Annotated in this window: 15 protein-coding genes and 1 other RNA gene; all 16 read right to left on the reverse strand. The window is 47.6% G+C overall.

What is annotated here, in order from left to right:
• Nucleotides 1-16: 16 nt before the first annotated feature.
• Nucleotides 17-1348: a 30S ribosomal protein S12 methylthiotransferase RimO gene (gene rimO / locus HMPREF1039_RS04840; RefSeq protein ID WP_007391275.1), complete on the reverse strand. Its 1332-nt coding sequence runs from the start codon at nt 1346-1348 to the stop codon at nt 17-19.
• Nucleotides 1349-2395 (reverse strand): ABC transporter substrate-binding protein, encoded by a 1047-nt coding sequence (locus HMPREF1039_RS04845; RefSeq protein ID WP_007391320.1) that lies wholly within the window; start codon nt 2393-2395, stop codon nt 1349-1351. It lies immediately after the preceding gene.
• A gap of 56 nt (nt 2396-2451) precedes the next feature.
• A complete protein-coding gene (locus HMPREF1039_RS04850; RefSeq protein ID WP_007391229.1) occupies nt 2452-2829 on the reverse strand; it encodes a helix-turn-helix domain-containing protein in 378 nt (125 codons plus the stop codon).
• A 78-nt stretch (nt 2830-2907) separates the two neighbouring features.
• Nucleotides 2908-5370, reverse strand: coding sequence for a DNA translocase FtsK (locus tag HMPREF1039_RS04855; RefSeq protein WP_007391219.1), 2463 nt, complete (start codon nt 5368-5370; stop codon nt 2908-2910).
• A gap of 17 nt (nt 5371-5387) precedes the next feature.
• Complete coding sequence (locus HMPREF1039_RS04860; RefSeq protein ID WP_007391293.1) at nt 5388-6707, reverse strand: replication-associated recombination protein A; 1320 nt, start codon at nt 6705-6707, stop codon at nt 5388-5390.
• 95 nt (nt 6708-6802) lie between these two features.
• Nucleotides 6803-6981, reverse strand: a non-coding RNA gene (gene ssrS, locus HMPREF1039_RS07830) — 6S RNA.
• Nucleotides 6982-7111: 130 nt separating this feature from the next.
• Entirely contained in the window at nt 7112-9112 is a 2001-nt protein-coding gene (gene tkt, locus HMPREF1039_RS04865) for a transketolase (RefSeq protein ID WP_007391243.1), read from the reverse strand.
• A 118-nt stretch (nt 9113-9230) separates the two neighbouring features.
• Nucleotides 9231-10133 carry a lysophospholipid acyltransferase family protein gene (locus HMPREF1039_RS04870; RefSeq protein WP_176603347.1) on the reverse strand — a complete coding sequence of 301 codons (903 nt, stop codon included), beginning with the start codon at nt 10131-10133 and terminating at the stop codon, nt 9231-9233.
• 11 nt (nt 10134-10144) lie between these two features.
• Entirely contained in the window at nt 10145-11161 is a 1017-nt protein-coding gene (lpxD, locus tag HMPREF1039_RS04875; protein WP_176603348.1) for a UDP-3-O-(3-hydroxymyristoyl)glucosamine N-acyltransferase, read from the reverse strand.
• A 15-nt stretch (nt 11162-11176) separates the two neighbouring features.
• A complete protein-coding gene (locus tag HMPREF1039_RS04880; protein ID WP_007391228.1) occupies nt 11177-11596 on the reverse strand; it encodes an OmpH family outer membrane protein in 420 nt (139 codons plus the stop codon).
• Between the two features lie 15 nt (nt 11597-11611).
• Complete coding sequence (locus HMPREF1039_RS04885) at nt 11612-12505, reverse strand: hypothetical protein (RefSeq protein WP_007391317.1); 894 nt, start codon at nt 12503-12505, stop codon at nt 11612-11614.
• Between the two features lie 36 nt (nt 12506-12541).
• Nucleotides 12542-13027 (reverse strand): OmpH family outer membrane protein, encoded by a 486-nt coding sequence (locus tag HMPREF1039_RS04890; protein ID WP_007391308.1) that lies wholly within the window; start codon nt 13025-13027, stop codon nt 12542-12544.
• 15 nt (nt 13028-13042) lie between these two features.
• On the reverse strand, nt 13043-14317 hold the full coding sequence (locus tag HMPREF1039_RS04895; RefSeq protein ID WP_007391241.1) for a hypothetical protein: 1275 nt from the start codon (nt 14315-14317) through the stop codon (nt 13043-13045).
• 6 nt (nt 14318-14323) lie between these two features.
• Complete coding sequence (locus HMPREF1039_RS04900) at nt 14324-16381, reverse strand: BamA/OMP85 family outer membrane protein (RefSeq protein WP_007391305.1); 2058 nt, start codon at nt 16379-16381, stop codon at nt 14324-14326.
• Between the two features lie 12 nt (nt 16382-16393).
• Entirely contained in the window at nt 16394-16876 is a 483-nt protein-coding gene (locus HMPREF1039_RS04905; RefSeq protein ID WP_007391324.1) for a hypothetical protein, read from the reverse strand.
• Nucleotides 16877-17072: 196 nt separating this feature from the next.
• A complete protein-coding gene (locus HMPREF1039_RS04910) occupies nt 17073-17720 on the reverse strand; it encodes a sigma-70 family RNA polymerase sigma factor (RefSeq protein ID WP_007391314.1) in 648 nt (215 codons plus the stop codon).
• Between the last annotated feature and the right edge of the window lie 9 nt (nt 17721-17729).

The raw sequence follows: 17729 nt of genomic DNA on the forward strand, positions 1-17729 counted from the left end.
CTGCCTGCACCTCGTTTCACGCTAATTCCGCCACTAAATCATACGCAAATCCCTGAACAATCCGTACACGCACCATATCGCCGGGCATAACCGTCGTCGCATTTTCCAAATATGTCACCCCGTCCACTTCCGGTGCTTGTGCCTCAATTCTCCCCACCGCTTGTCGCACACCGTTTTCAGTTTCTATTTTTTCCACCAACATGACATGTTCCGTCCCTTCCAACGCGCGATTCCGTACTTCCGATACTTGCGCCTGAATGGCCATTAAGGTGTGATAACGTTCTTCTTTCACCGCTTCCGGTACTTGCGCTTTCATACTTGCCGCCGGCGTACCTTCTTCCTGCGAATAGGTGAATACCCCGACATCATCAAAAGCGCTCGTTTTTAAAAACTCCGCCAACGTATTGAATTCTTCTTCCGTTTCTCCCGGAAAGCCCACAATAAAGGTGGATCGCAACGTCAATTTTCGTTCTCCGCGACACAACTTTTCCACCAATCGCCGCACATCCGCCTCGGAATCCTTACGATTCATACGTTGCAATACGGATTGAGAAATATGTTGTAACGGCAAATCGACATACGGACAGATTTTATCTTCCTGAATAATCAAATTCATCAGTTCGTCTGAAAAAAAATGCGGGTATAAATAAAATAAGCGAATCCAGGCAATCCCTTCCACCTTTACCAGGCGGCGTAATAACGCAGGTAATAAAGACCGTCCCGCTAAATCTACGCCGTAACTCGTCGTATCCTGGGCAATAAGATTTATTTCTTTTACCCCTTCATGTGCCAGCTGCGTTACTTCTTCTACGATAGAATCCATGGAGCGACTGTATAATGTTCCCCGAACTTTAGGAATAATACAGAATGTACAGCCGTTATTACAGCCTTCCCCGATCTTAACATAGGCACTGTATGACGGCGTCGTACGCAATCGCCGGGTATGCTGATCGTATAAATGACTCACATTATCCATAAAACAGACCCGTTTCCCTTGCCGAACCGTTGTAATCGCTTCCCATACCCGATCCCACGAACCGGTTCCCAGCAACGCATCTATTTCCGGCATTTCCTGTAACAGCTCTTCTTTGTATTGTTGACTTAAACAACCGGTAACCAGCAACATCTTACAGGATCCCTGCTCTTTATACTGCGCGGCTTGTAAAATAGTATGAATAGACTCGCGCTTTGCTTTTTCAATAAAGGTACACGTATTCACAATAATAATATCCGCCTGTGCCAAGTCTTCCGTAATTGTCATATGTTTTTCTCGCAAAATGCCCAACATAACCTCTGTATCAATAAGATTCTTGGAGCATCCCAAACTCACAAACCCGATTTTCTCCATCTACCTGTCCCTTCCGAAACGTACTGTCCGTAACCACCAATCTTGTAATACACTGCGTCCTTCATCCGTATATTCTTTTTTTACAGGAAACAAAACCAATCGCTTACCCGCCGCATCCGACCGATACGGATGCGGTGTTGTCGTATATTCGACAAACACCTGCTGCTGTTGCAAAACCCGAGTGACATCCGGCGATAACAGCCACTCTACAAACGATGCGGCAATTTCACTTTCATGATTCCAAACCGTGAGCCCTATCCCGGTCAGCCAATACGACGTGCCTTCCCGGGGATACACAATAACCAGCGGCGCGCCTTCGGCCTGATATTGTGCGGCATTACTTTCATCCACGACGGCTAAATCGACCTCTCCGCCGGCCACCCGTCGCACATTAATCGCCCAGGTTTTGGCGTACGATATGCGTTGTTGTTGTATACGCCGCAAATATGCGGCAGTATTGTCCCGCCCCTGCATTTCCACGAGCGTACAAAGAAAGTCTCCCGCCATATCCGTCGCCGCTAAATCGGGAAATAAAATCCGACAATTCGTTTGTTTAACGATATCCTGCCATCCCTGTAACGTATGCCCGTATTGTTTATAATAATCGGCACTGACGGCAAATACCATAGGATTGTACCAAAGCCCGAGCCAACGATTTTTACGGTCTTTAAATGACGGCAATACACGTTCCGCGCCCGTTACGGAACAGGTTCTTAATAAGCCTTTACTGTCGACATTTCGCAAGACTTGCTCGGCCGCAATAATGAGATCCGGTTTTTCTTGCCCGCCCATATCCGTTACCGTTTCCTGCAACTTGCGATCCGACATCGTTTGTATTTGTACCGACAACCCTGTACGTTGATAAAAAGCGCCCGCCATGCCGCGATTTACGGAATCCGGCAAATCCGAATAAACCAGCAAATGTTCGGCCGCGGCATATGTCGCTTGTTTAGCGGCCCGTTCTTTCTGTGCCAACGCATAGTATCCCCATCCCAACATACAGAATATAAATCCCGCCAATAGGCATAAGGGTATATATTTTTTCATCTTGTTTTCTCACCACAATCTATTGTCCTCACGGCACGCTCACTCCTGTCCGGGCATCATAACAGTAGCCATGCAATGAGCCATAAAAAAATTACGATTCCCGCAATAATTGTAATTTCCGGCCATTTGCCCCGAGTATTCCTTTTTTTTAAGACTTCCTGCCGAGAATTTGCAACCGACGAGGGCGCCGTTTTTTTCGACGATTCGCGTTTCCCGCTATATTCTTTCACTAATTTCTCTGCCGATACACCCAAATATTGCGCATAATTTCTCATAAATCCTTTAACAAAAACGGCGCCGGGAATGGTTTCGTAAGCATCCGCTTCCAATGCGGCCAAATATTCTTTTTTAATGTGCAGAGCCTTTGCCGCTTCTTGCAAAGTCCGCCCCTGCTTTTCCCGTGCCGCTTGCAGCGCGCTTCCCGGTGTCCTCATATAAAGCGCCTTCTTTCTGCTGTTATTTTTATTATATAACAGATAAATCTGCAGGAAAAGTATGCCTATACACCGTCTCTATACAGGCGCCGAAAAAAATTTTTTCTGTACTTCTTCCGCCGTCATCAAAATTTCTCGCGGTTTGCTGCCATGATTGGGGCCTACAATCTTCATGGCTTCCATGGTGTCAATTAAACGAGCCGCCCGTGTATACCCGATACGAAAACGCCGTTGCAACATAGAAGCGGAAGCTTGTCCGGTTTCCAGCACCATATCCACCGCCTGTCCCATTAATTCATCTTCAAAAAAAGCCCCCTCTTCGGAAGAATCCTCTTCTTGTGCTTGCTGTACAGCCTGATCATACTGCGGTTTTCCCTGTTCTTTAATCCATTCCGTCAACGCATCAATTTCTCCGTCCCCAATAAATGCGCCTTGTACACGCAAAGGTTTGGAAGCGCCCATAGGATAAAATAACATATCCCCCTTACCGATTAATTTTTCGGCACCCGCCATATCTAAAATCGTCCGTGAATCAATTTGGCTGGAAACGGCAAACGCAATACGACTGGGAATGTTCGCTTTTATCAACCCCGTTAATACATCCACGGAAGGACGTTGGGTCGCCAACACTAAATGCATACCGCAGGCACGCGCTTTTTGTGCCAACCGACAAATAGATTCTTCCACATCTCCCGAAGCCGCCATCATGAGATCCGCCAATTCATCAATAATAATCACCACAAACGGCATAGCTTCTTCCGGATGCAATTCATTAAATCGAGAAATATCCCGTGTCCGCGTTACGGCAAACCGCTTATAGCGATCATCCATTTCCCGCACGGCCCATCGCAAAACACTCGCCGCTTTTTTCGGATCCGTCACAACGGGCGTCATAAGATGAGGAATCCCGTTATAATTGGATAACTCTACCACTTTAGGATCCACCAATATCAATTTCACATCTTCCGGCCGTTGTTTAAATAAAATGCTGGCAATAAACGTATTAATACATACACTTTTGCCGGAACCGGTGGAGCCGGCCACTAATAAATGCGGCATTTTCGTCAAATCCGCCACAATCGGATTGCCGGCAATATCTTTCCCCAAACCGACCGGCACGCCGCCCTTCGCCAAACGAAACGAATCACTTTCCAATACATCTCGCAACGTAACGGGAGCGACGCACGTATTCGGCACTTCAATGCCTACGGCCGCTTTTCCGGGAATCGGGGCTTCAATACGAATATCCGTAGCCGCCAACTTCAAGGCAATATCATCCGCTAAATGCACAATTTTACTGACTTTCACTCCCGCTGCCGGTTCCAACTCAAACCGCGTAACTGCAGGTCCTTGACTGGCGTTCAACATTTTGGCGTCAATATTGAAACTTCGTAAGGTATCTTGCAGAATCGCCGCATTATGTCGCACTTCATCACTTACCCCGCCGGACTGTTGCGTGCCTTTCTTAAGCATCGAAAGCGACGGTAGCCGATAGGATTGCTGTCCCGGCGCTTTCGGCACCGCGCCGCACCCTTCCGTGCCGATGTCCGCGGCCGTTGTCGTCTGTTCCACTTCTACCGGTTTCAGATCCGCCATAGCGTCTATCGTTGCCACCGGAACGTCTGTCGACGGGGTTTCAACGTCTATAGGCGCCGCTTCCGTCGCTGCCGCAGGCACGCAAATCGGCATTGTTTCTTCGGTTTCCCCCGCCGGTTCCGGACTTTCCGTTACCCGCTCTTCAGGATATTCCTGTTCCTCGACTTCCGGCACAGCCGCCGCTGCCGGGTCCGCAGAAAGCGGCAGGGCCTCTTCCTGCGCTTCTTCTTTCCTGCGTCCGGGAGGCAATATGCCTTTATCTTTCTGCATATCAAAGAAATGATTGCGGGCTTCCTGCCATTCCTGAAAAGAACGGGTGGCTCCCTGTATACTGTCCACCGCTTTATCGGATAGACGATCCATTTTCACCCCGGCTTTTTCGGATACGGCAGTAACAGGTCGGGAAATGGACCATCGTTTCCAAAGAATCAGCGTCGCAACTCCGGCTATAATAAGAACAATAAACGCACACACATTGCCGACCAACGCCCGTAACGCCGAGGCGACGACAGCGCCGAACACCCCGCCGCCGACCCGCATACTGTCGGGCATACATTCCGAGCCCGCCGGAATGAGGGCAAGATGTACTAAACTCAAAAATATAATATATAACCAAAAGCGAATACCCCAATTTTTATTCAGCGGCCACCCGCGCCGTAACATAATATATTTTAAGCCGACAATAATCAATGCCAAAGAAATAACAATACGGGAAAAGCCGAATCCATACGCCAATACCCCGTCTATAGCATATCCCATACTGCCCGTATCAATCCCCGCACTGCCCAAGGCGGAAAAAATGCCGAAAAAAATTAACAACAAACCGATGATCTCAAATTTTAATAGCCCCGTACCTGTTTGTCCGCTTATCTTTCCGGTTGCCGCTCTTGCTTTTCCACGTCGCCCCGGCGGTCTGCCTACCTTACGTTTTACTTCCTTTGCCACTATGTTTCACCTCTGCCTCACGTCTCTTGCCGGCGTTTATGCCAAAGGGTCGCTTTTTTCCCTTCTTCACCGTACGCGGTTTCTTTATAATATACCCGTCCTTGTAACGATTCCGGTAAATACGTTTGTTTAACCCATCCTTGCGAATAATTATGAGGATATAAATACGCCGTACCGTGTCCCAAAGCCGCCGCGCCCGAGTAATGCGCATCTTTTAAATGTGCCGGCACCTCGCCGCAATTCCCTTTGCGAACATCCGCCAAGGCCGCATCGATCGCCTGATATGCACTATTACTTTTAGGCGCGCACGCAATGTATACTACGGCTTCACTTAAAATAATCCGCCCTTCCGGCCAACCGACCGATTGTACGGCCTGCGCTGCCGCATTAGCCAAAATTAACGCTTGCGGATCCGCCAATCCCACATCTTCCGCCGCACAAATGACAATTCGACGAGCAATAAATGCCGGCGATTCACCGGCTTCAATCATCCGAGCCAAATAATGTAACGCCCCGTCCGGATCCGAACCGCGCATACTTTTGATAAACGCCGAGACCGTATCATAGTGTGCATCGCCACCTTTATCATAGGTATAGGCCCGCTGTCCGACGACCTTGGCCAAATAGGACGAAGTAATCCTGCCGCCCGCAGGAAGTAACGCACAAACCTGTTCCAACAGATTTAATGCCATCCTGGCATCGCAATCGGCCAACCGGGCAAGCGATTGTAATGTTTCGTCGGCGGCCGTAATCCGTTGTTGTCCCAAACCTTTTTCTTCATCGCGTAAAGCCCGCCGCAAGACCGCCACCACCGCTTGTACCGACAAAGGAGGCAGAACGATCACCCGCAACCGCGATAATAACGGCCGATTGACTTCAAAATAGGGATTTTCCGTCGTCGCGCCGATAAGAATAATCGTACCGTTTTCTACATGCGGCAATAATATATCTTGTTGACTTTTATTAAATCGGTGAATTTCATCTATAAATACCAGCGTTCGCTTTTGATAAATTTGAATATCCTGTTTAGCCGTTTCAATAACCCGCCGCAGATCCGCAGTTCCCGACATAACGGCATTCAAATTGACGAACTTGCATTTCGTTTCTGCCGCAATAACATGAGCCAAGGTGGTCTTTCCCACTCCCGACGGTCCATAAAACAACAAAGACGGCACCATATCCTTTTCAATCATAACCCGTAAAAATGCCCCCGGCCCTGTAAGTTGTTCCTGTCCGAATATTTCCTCCAACGTATCCGGGCGCATTCGTACCGCCAAAGGACGGATCGTCCGATGAAGGTCTGCCGCAGCTAAAGAAAATAAATCATCCCCGTTCATTTGTTTGCTCCCTCAGTTAAATAGAACGCCGCCAAGATATCTTTCTTAGCGGCGAATATATAACATACTGTATCCACAATGATAATAAGCAAGAAAGAAGCCCCACTATGCCGTTTATAGACCGAGTTTTGAGCCTGCCTACGCAGGTGGGTGTTCTCCTATCGGTCCCGGCAGTCCCATCTGGGCATTGCCTAACTGCAATAGAGTCCAAACTCCCAATGTAAAATGTGTTGGTTCAAAACATCGAGAACATTTACGTACACAGTAGGGTCTTCTCTATGGCATTAGTATAATAAAAAATATAAAAAATTGCAAGTATACCCCGTTTTATTTATATATACCGCAAAAAAAGAGATCTTTTTCGACCTTGTCGCCAAAAGACCTCTTTCCCCGCTTTATATGTATTATTGATTTTTCTGTATCACCGCTTGTACGGTAGCCGCTATATGTTCAGCCGTAAAACCGAACTTGGTGAACAACGTTTCTGCCGGTGCCGAAGCGCCGAAATGCGAAATAGTAACCGTCGCTCCGTCCAAGCCGACATATTTTCCCCAGCCGAAATCGCTCCCCGCTTCAACGGCAATTCGCGCACGAATATGTGTAGGCAAAACCTTTTCCCGATATGCCTCATCTTGCTGTTCAAACAGCTCCATAGACGGCATGCTGACAACGCGTACCTGTATATTCTTCGCGGCTAACAACCGCTTCGCTTCTACAGCCGGTGCCACTTCCGAACCGGATGCGATTAAAACGGCCTCCGGTTGAGCATTGGCCGCCTCTTCCAAAATATAAGCCCCTTTTACGGCTTCTTTGCTGCTGCCCTGAAGCTGCGGTACATTTTGTCGGGTTAATACCAGTGCCATCGGCGTTTGCGTACCGGTTACCGCCAAATACCAAGCGGCCGCCGTTTCCGTCGCATCCGCAGGCCGAAACACACATACATTCGGCATTGCCCGCAACATCGCCAACTGTTCGATCGGTTCATGCGTCGGCCCGTCTTCTCCGACGCCGATACTGTCATGGGTCAACACATACGTTGTCGGTAATTTCATCAACGCCGCCAACCGAATCATCGGTTTCATATAATCGCTGAATACGAAAAAGGTTCCTGCATACGGACGCACCCCGCCATGTAAAGCCAGCCCGTTGACAATGCCGCCCATCGCCAATTCACGCACGCCGAAATGCAAATTCCGTCCGGCATAGTTCCGGGCACTGAAGTCACCGGCGCCCTCCATATACGTTTTATTCGAAGGCGCCAAATCGGCACTGCCTCCCAACAACTGCGGTACACGGTCTTTCAAGCGATTGATCATTACGCCCGATAAGCTGCGAGTAGCCTGCGGTTTATCCGCATAGGACCAAAATTCCTCATCCTTCCATAAGGTTTCTGCCGCTACCGGACGATGCATGCGATCCCACAGCTGCCGTTTTTCCGGATACGCTTGACTGTATGCCGCAAATAAGGTTTGCCACTGTGCTTCTTTTTGTTCTCCCTGCTGCCCTAATGTGTGATAATGTTCATATACAGCGGACGGTACAACAAATGATTTATCCGGTTCGGGCCAAGATAAATTTTTTTTCAATGCCAACACATTGTCCGCTCCCAGCGGCGAACCGTGAGCCGCAGCTTTTCCCTGCTTGGCAGGGCAACCATAACCGATTTCCGTTTTAACCGTAATAAACGAAGGATGCGCAAGATCCGCTTTCGCCGTTTCAATAGCAGCTCCGACAGCTTGCAAATCATTGCCGTCTTCTACGGTCAAGGTTTGAAAACCGAAAGCCGCCAGCCGCTGTTGTACATTTTCGGTGAACGCCAATTCGGTATCGCCTTCAATAGAAATATGATTGCTGTCATACAGCACAATCAATTTTCCCAATCCTAACGTTCCGGCCAAAGAAAAAGCTTCGGAAGATATGCCTTCCATCAAGCAACCGTCGCCGCCCAGAACAAAGGTATAATGATCCACAATCGGATAGTCTTCCGTATTAAAAACAGCGGCTAAGTGAGCTTCCGCCATGGCCATGCCCACCGCCATGGCCATGCCGGCACCAAGCGGACCGGTCGTCGCTTCCACGCCGACCGTATGTCCGTATTCCGGATGCCCCGGCGTTACCGATCCTTCCTGCCGAAAAGATTGTAAATCTTCCAACGTAAGCCCGTACCCATATAAATGAAGTAATGAATAAAGCAACATGGAGCCATGACCGCCGGAAAGAATAAACCGATCCCGATTTTCCCAATGCGCATTTTTAGGGTTATGTTTCATATGACGCGCCCAAAGTTCATACGCTATCGGCGCCGCTCCCAACGGCAAGCCCGGATGACCGGAATTTGCTTTTTCAATCGCATCGGCAGCCAACACGCGAATTGCATTTACACAAGTTGTATCCATGGTATTCATGAGTAATCGCCCCTTTTTTTATCACTGTCTTTATTATGTATAAAAACGCCCTCTTCTGTCAATGAAAAAGATTCGGTTTCAAAAAAATACCGGCGGAACAAAAAGCTCCATCCGGTATCTATTTTTTATTTTGTATTTCTTCATATCGTCGGGTCCATTTCCACCGATTATGCAACCAGAACCAATCTTCCGGATATTGCCGAATATAGGCTTCCAATCTGTCATTTAAACATTGCGTAATCTCCCGCACCCGCGCTCTTTTCTCCGCCGCCGTAAGGGTTTTATCCCGGTCATAAGGGAAAATGGGCGGTGTCACTTCAATAACATAACAATACGGCGCAGGTTCCCGAATAAATAACGAATAAATAGGGTAATTTCCCAATCCCGCCAACTTGGCCGGACCATCTGCCGTCAACGTGGTTTTTCCGAAAAACTTCACTGCAATTCCGGTCATTCCCGGGTCCTGATCCATTAACAAGCCGATGTAATGACCGCTATGCAACAAGCGAATCATATCCCGAATTCCCGTTTTATACGTCACTTGTTGATGCATCATCGTTCTATATTCATTAATAAACCGATCTGCGCCCTTGTTATTTTGTTTCTGTGCCACCGAAATCAGCGGATAGCCTTCCATTGCCAACGCGGCTCCCAACATTTCCCAATTACCCGCATGAGAAGCCATAATAACAGCCCCTTTGCCGCTTTTTCGCAAAGCATCGAGATGTTCTTTACCGCGCCACGTAATCTGTAACCCGAACCCCCTTTTTTTATACAGCGGATACGTTAATACGGAAATAATCATCGGCCCGAACCGTGTCGTACCGGCTTTCGCAATAGCCGTCGCCTGTTCCGGATCGGTCGTAATCCGGCAAGAAAGGATTTGCTCTTTTGCCAGCCGTTTTCTTTTCTTAGGCACCAGCAACCAAAAAAGTTCTCCCAAAAAAGTTCCCAGTACTTGCCGTTTTTTTCGCGATAAGCGACAAACGATCCAACTGAACAGCTTCATAAATCTATACATCATATCACCTTTTACTTATCCAAAGCCGCCAATCTTTCTTCCAATTCTTTCACGCGTTTTACCAACTCGGGAAGATGCTTTAAATGAGCCTGCGTTCTGCTCCATTCCATATGGGGACGAGCGGGAAATCCGGCATACACGCCGCCGCCTTTTATGTTCCCCGTAATGCCGGTTTTACCGGCAAAAACAGTATTGTCTCCGATCGTAATATGGCCGGTACAGCCCGTCTGTCCTGCAAACGTAACATGATTTCCCGCCTTAGTACTCCCGGCAATACCGGTTTGTGCAATTAAAAAACAATCGTCACCAATTTCCACATTATGTCCCAAATGTACGAGATTATCAATTTTAGTACCTCGACCGACCGCCGTGGCTCCCATCGTACCGTTATCAATACAAGTGCACGCACCCACTTCCACATCATCGCCAATCGTAACATTGCCGATTTGCGGAATGCGAATATGTTTTCCCTGTTCCGTAGCGAATCCGAACCCTTCCCCGCCAATAACGGCATGTGCCCGAATGACATTGTGATTACCGATAACGCAATTTTCATGAATAACAGCGCCCGGATAGACAGTAGTACCCTCGCCAATCTGTGCTTGATCTCCGATAAACACATATGGATAAATAGTACAATGTGCGCCAATCTTGACATTTTTACCGATAACCGCATACGGCATAATGGCCGTGTATGCGCCAATGTCGGCACTCTTGTCGATCACGGCCGTGGGATGAATGCCGGGTTCAACCGTTTGTCGCGGATGAAATAATGTCAGCAATCGTGAAAATGCCAAACGCGGGTTTTCTACCACCAACAGCGTATTCTTTCCTGCCGGAATCTCCGCCGTCACCATAACGGCACCCGCATCTACTTGCGGCACATATTCCGTATACGGAGCTACGGCAAACGTAATATCTGTTTTTTTCGCTTCCGCCAGACTTTTAACATCAGTAATATATCGGTTGCCGTCTCCGATTACATGCCCGCCTAAAAATGTTGCCAATTCTTGTATTGTTTTTCTCACCATTTACGGCCCCTTTTACTTTAATTTTGCAATAACATCCGCTGTTACATCGATACCGCCCTGCGGTACCGCTTCTTTATACACAATAATTCCGACTTTTTTTTCTTTTGCAATTTCCGCCAGCTTTCCTTCCATTTGTGATTGGAACTGCTGTTGCATGCTCATACTGTAAGCTTGCATATTTTGCTGTATTTTTTGTTCCTGTTGCTGATATGCCGCCGGGGACAACGTTGCCTTAGCCTGCTGCAAATCTTTTTCTTGTGCCGCTTGTTTCGCTTCTATTTGTTTTTTTATTTTTTGTGCCGCCGGCGCTTTTTCCATTACTTGATTCATATCTACCGTACCGATTTTATCACCATTACCGCAGCCGGCCATCATCGCGGCGATCATTAAAATAGATATACCTGCCCCGATTCTTTTTTTTACATTCTTCATGTTCCTGCCTCCTATTTATTTCATTTTAATGATAATATCGTCGGTTACATCACGAGCCTCGCCTTCAGGATAAGGAGTATCAACAATAAGTGCCAAGCCCTGTTCATGCGCCACTGCAGCCGCCTGTGTCCGAATATCCGCTATCATTTTTTCTCGTAAATCCACTAGTCTTTTTTGTTTTTGTGCTAATCGTTGTTGCCATTTCCGTTGTTGTACCGCAGTCATTTGTTGTGCCCGCCGTGCTTCCCGTTGCCGGATTTGCGCGGCAAGCCGCTGCTCTTGTCGAAGCCTTTCCTGTTGCTGCAACTGCCGCCGATATACGTCACATTCGCTTTGCAATCGTTGCTGATAGTCGGCAAGCGCCTTCGCATCCTGCGGACTCAGCTTTCCCGTCGTTCCATACCGCATTTGTTGTACGTGTTGTTGCCATTGCCGACGAAGCTGCTGCCGTTCTTCCCTACTAAGACCGCTATTTTGTTCTTGCAGTTGTAAATTAACCAACTGCAATGTTTCTTCTTTAGCTGCCGACGACGCCTGCTCCGACTCGCCGGCCGCCAATGCGGCATACCGCTTTAATACTTTTTCTTGTACTTCCTGTTCTTTCTGTTCCTGCTTTTCACGTATATCCGCCTCCATCATAATCTGCCGAGCCTGCGCCGCCAACTCGTCTTGCCGTGTAAGCTGCGCTTCCGCCGCCATTTGCAGCGCGCTCTCTCGACACGCGGCTTCATATTGCGAAGACAGTCGTCGGTATTCCAACTCCTGTTGATGATAGGTTGCATACGCAGGATGGCTCATCAGTATACGATCCACGTCGGCCCGGGCATAAATAGGAGAAGCGACAGGGGCCGGTTGTTGCACCTGAACCGCCTGCCACCTAAAAAAAAGCGCCGCTCCCATTATGACCATAAGACCTGCCGCGATGGCTATTTTCCGTTTCACGAATTACTGTGCCGACTGCGAACTTAGCTTCTTGGCCACTTGGTCGGTAATATCCGTGCCGCCATATAAAACCGCACGCTTATCCAGCACTACGCTGAGTCCCTTCGTTTTGGCCACATCACCGATGGCACTTTCTACTTTTCCTTGCACATTTTTAACCAATTCCTGATTTTTTTGGGCCAATTCTCCCTGCATTTTCTGAAATAACTCTTGCTTTTGTGCATCCGTCATATTCGCCGATTGTTGTTCAAATTGTTTTTGCATAGCCGCACTGAGCTGCTGCATCTGCTGTTGTGCAGCTTGAATATCCTTATTATCGGGCGGTACCGCTTTACTCATATCCACTACCCCCACATTACTGGAAGGCGCGGCTTCTACAGGATTTCCCATTTGCATAAGTGCCAAGCCGGCAATACTTAAAACGAACACTAACGCAATTACGGCAGAAAATACTTTTACATTTTTTTTATTTCCCAATTCCGACATCATCTGGACATTACTCCTTTACATATACCCTATTAATCGAACCCATTGCGCTTTTTCAGCAATAATATATTCTATTCCCATATATTCATGTGGCCGATATTGAATTCCCAATTCATTTTCTTTTTGTTTTAAATTACGTTCCAACCGAACTTGCCAATGATCATTCCATTTTTGTGTGAACCAAATATAATACGCCCGCGGAAACGTTTCGTACTGAATTCCCAGCTTCGTATCGGGTCCCCACCTATAATAATATCCCAAAAGACCGTTCCATCGTAACGTAGCCGGTGTAAATCGACCGGATATAAACAGTTCCGAAGAACCTCCCCATTTACGTCCCAAGGTTCCTTCCACCACCGTATCTCCTTGCGTGTCGGATCTTCCCATATCCACATACACGCGCCCTTGTACGTCATATTTTTCAGTATGAGGCTGCAAAGAAATAATCGCGGTTTCGTCTCCCACTTGCAGAGAAGAAAGTACTTGTAATCTATAGTTACGCACAATATCCTGCGCCTGTACTTCCTGTCTAATCTGTTCCTGTAATTCGGGCATATGTCGCCGGACAAACGCCGCCGGCAATCCGATAAGGGACAAATACTGCGCGGCCAAATGTCGACGCACGCCCCAAAACAGCGTACGCGGTAAATTTTCGGAATGCAATCGTATCTCTACTTTACGAATAACCGGTTGTTTAGGAACGAAGACCGCCTTTACCACACACGTGCGTCCGGGTTGCACCGTAATATGAGGATAAAATTCAGGCAGCGCCCGTGCCGATTCGGCAGTTAAAATTTCCTGTACCGCATTTCCGGCCCAATCCAAAGAGTCAATCGGCAAGCCGATCAGCGCATTCTCCGCCACCGCCTGCACAGGCTGCAAATCGGCCTGCATATAGCTTTTTCCCGACGCCGACACGGCACCGTAATCATATACGACGCGCACCGCCCGCACCGTATTTCCCCAAGGTCGTAAATACACTTGCAATTGCGTATCCGTCCCGGGAATCAGTTGTATCCGCTCAACAGTATACCCAATTAATACCCGATTGACAATATCATTTAATGTGCGATTATATTCTTCTTGCCGTTGTTGCAAATCTTGTGTATCCCGTGCCAACAGCACGTGATTTCCCACCGTTTGTATACCGGCCTGCATCCGTTTTTCAGCCAATGCGGGCAGGCCGACGCCTACGGTTCGTACGGTAACCGTGACATGACTTACCGTACGGGCGGCAACTATATTGCAGGGAAGTATAGCCGCCGCTATTGCAATAATCCACGCTTTCCCCATACGACCTTAAAATTTACCGCCAAAGCTGAAGTGGAACTTACCGCCGTTCTGTCCCCAGGCATAATCCAACCGTACCGGTCCGATAGGCGTAGTAACGCGGAAGCCGACACCTGCCGATTCATGGACTTTATGACTGGAATGATACCAGCTGATGTTTTCCGTCCCGCCCCACGCATTGCCGACATCGGTAAATACTACGCCTTGTATTTTCTTAGCAATCGGATAGCGATATTCCAATGTGACGGCATACATTTTATTACCGCGAAATTCATCGTCTTCATACCCGCGAATCGTATCCGCTCCGCCCAAAGTAAATAAGTCATTATAGGGCAAGCTGCCGAACGCCGTGCCGCCCATAACCCGCAACGCGGCAACATGTCCATGACCTAAAGCCCGATATAACCGTGCTTCGCCGATGAGTTTTGTATAATTAAAATTACCGCCCAACCCATGGCCGGCCATAATACCGGTAAATGCCAATCGCTTTCCTTGCGACGGGTCAAATACATTATCCCGATTATCAAAAACATGGGACCAGGTCAACGTATGTACACGTCCGAAATTATTCTTAAAATACGTTTCATCTTGCGTATAATTCAACCCGCTTAAATATCGGGAATATTCATTATTCTTGGCTTCCAACGTAAAATAATCGCCTGTATATTCACTGCGCGAACGACCATATGTCACGCTGAACCCGCGTGTTTTCTTTTCATAAGAGGCCACTGCCCCTTTATCGCCATAGTCCGTATATTGCCCTTTACGGTCATAAAAATTGAAGCCCAACGAATCGCCGTATTTATTCAGCCACGGATGCGTATACGAAAGGGAATGATTCTTATTGGAACTGCTTTTACCGCCGAACTCCCAATTTAAAGCCACCTTATCCCCTGTACCGCGAAGATTCGTTTCACTCAGCCCGATAATTCCGACCAACCCGTCCGATTCGGAATAGCCTGCGCCAATCGTGACCGATCCTGTTTTTTGTTCCGCTACATCGATTTCTAAAATGACATTTTGTCGATTTCGTTGCCCTTGCAATAACCGTACATTTACGTCCTCAAAATACCCTGTATTATAAATCCGTTGAATACTTCTGCTGACCAACGCCTTATTAAAAATATCACCTTTACCGAAACGCATTTCCCGTAAAATAACCCGATCCTTGGTTTTCGTATTGCCGCGAATGAAAATATCTTCCACATGCGCTTCCGCAATACGAATATGCAAAATCCCGCGGTCATCCATCTTCACTTCCGACACATGATTGAGCATGTATCCCCAATTATTATATAACGTATTAATATTGGAAACATCTTTACTGATTAAGGTTGTATTTAAGACCGTCCCGGGTTGTACATTCAACAATTTTCCCAGCGTCGATGCGGGAATGGATTCATTACCTGTGAGCTCAATTCCCCGAACCGTCGGGTTTACCCGTACATGATATACCAGCGAAACGCCTTCGGGAACAACCTGAAACGCAGGTTTCACTACGGCAAACAAGCCGCTCGACCCGATGCTGTTCACATCGTGCCGTAAATATTCTCCATTTACAGTATCGCCGATGCGCAATGCCAACCGTTTTTTCAACACGTCCGCCAATTTATCGTCCGGTAACGCGGAAAATTTAATAGACGTAATCGTTTTTCCTATATACGGCGCAATCTCCGAATCGCTTACCGCATCCCCGTAGGGTAAACTCATTTCCTGTCCTTGCGGTAAAACAGCTACGGCATACTTCGGCACGGTCTGATCAATATGAACATCATTAATGCCCGAAAAATACCCTACCGGGGTCCCCGGTAAAGTAGACAGGAGCGGCAACGGTTCCGGTAAGTTCCGAACGGCGTCGTTTTGCGCCTGTTCCGCCTGTTGCTTTACGATAGACGCATTCTTTTTAGTAGAAAGATTCGTCATATCCGATTGTGTCCGATGCGCAACACCGGACGTCGCAATACTTTGCCCTTCCGCGGGAGTGGAAGCCGAAGCCGCAAAAACCGTACCGGTCATTAAAGAACCGGTCATCAGCGCAATCAACATTTTCTTTTTACGTGTGTTCATAAAAATCCTCCATTATTCATTCTGTATTTCCGTACTTTGCAAACTGCGACAAGCCGCTTGTACGGTTTCCTGCATTTGTCGTGTCGATAACACCGCAGCATTATCGTCGGTACGTGTTACGATTTTCTCCGGTACACATGCCGTTTTCGAGGCTGCCGACGGTACCGTTCGTAAAGGCGCGGGTGTCGCCCGGACGGAATTTCTTTGTCCTCTTAAAGAGGCGGATTCCTTTCGCTCCGCAGTTTCTCCTGCGGCCGGCGACGGGGCTCCTTTATGCAACGATTGTACTGCAATATCGGAAGTTACGGTAGGTACGGGAGCGACGGATAAAGCCCGGATCCCCACACCGGCACCGATAAAAACAATAGCGGCAACAATATACATCCCGTACGATTTGAAATACGCGGCCGAAGTATGGTGCTTGCGCATATTTTTCATTTCCGCCTCAGCCAACATTAAATTCAATTCTCCTCTAATGTCCGCTTTTTTTTGCAAACTCCGTTTCCGCCTTTTCCAACCATTTACGTGCAGATCGGAGTTGTAAAAGCAGCCGTTTATCCGACCTTCCCATAGCGCCACTCCTTTCGGAATATGTTATTACTATCCTAAAAAAGAGCTTATTTTGTAACAGATAAATTATATCAAAATAATTATTTTATTCCTTTTTTTCTTTACTTTTCACGTCATTACTTTATATCCCCTCTATTTTTTCTTTTTTTCGTACCAGTTGTCCGAACATACCGCGCAATCGATGAATCCCGCGTTGCCGCAACCGATATACATAGGCAACACTGACAGATAATTCCGCCGCAATGTTTTTTTGTTGTCTGTCCTGTAAATATACCCCGGCCAACACGGTCCGCTCTTTTTTCGGTAACCGCGGAAACAGCCGCAACACTTCTTCTGCCAACAAATGTTTTTCCGTCTGTCGGCCGGTATCTTTTTCCGGATCACAAAGCAGGTCTTGCAAAGAGACCCCCATATCATCCACTTCATTCAAAGATTGACAGCTGCTCCCCCCTTCACGTCGCAAATATTCTAAAATCTCTCCGCGAATACGATGCACTGCATACAGAGAAAATGCCACTCCCTGTTGTATCCGAAAATGCTCCACCGCTTCAATTAATCCTACCGTTCCTTCCTGAATGGCGTCGGGAATCCATTCAGAATGCATCGATAACCGCATGACTTCTTTGAATACTAACGGCTGATACTGCTCAATAAGTCGCGCTCGCGCCTGCATATTTCCCTGTTCTTTATAGGCCCGCCAAAGGGTTTGTTCTTCTTCACGAGTAAGCAGTGTTATTTTTTTTAATTCTTCTAAATACGAAGTCAGCATGTCCCTTTT

The sequence above is a fragment of the Megasphaera lornae genome (genome assembly GCF_000214495.1).
Classification (GTDB): Bacteria; Bacillota; Negativicutes; order Veillonellales; family Megasphaeraceae; genus Megasphaera; species Megasphaera lornae.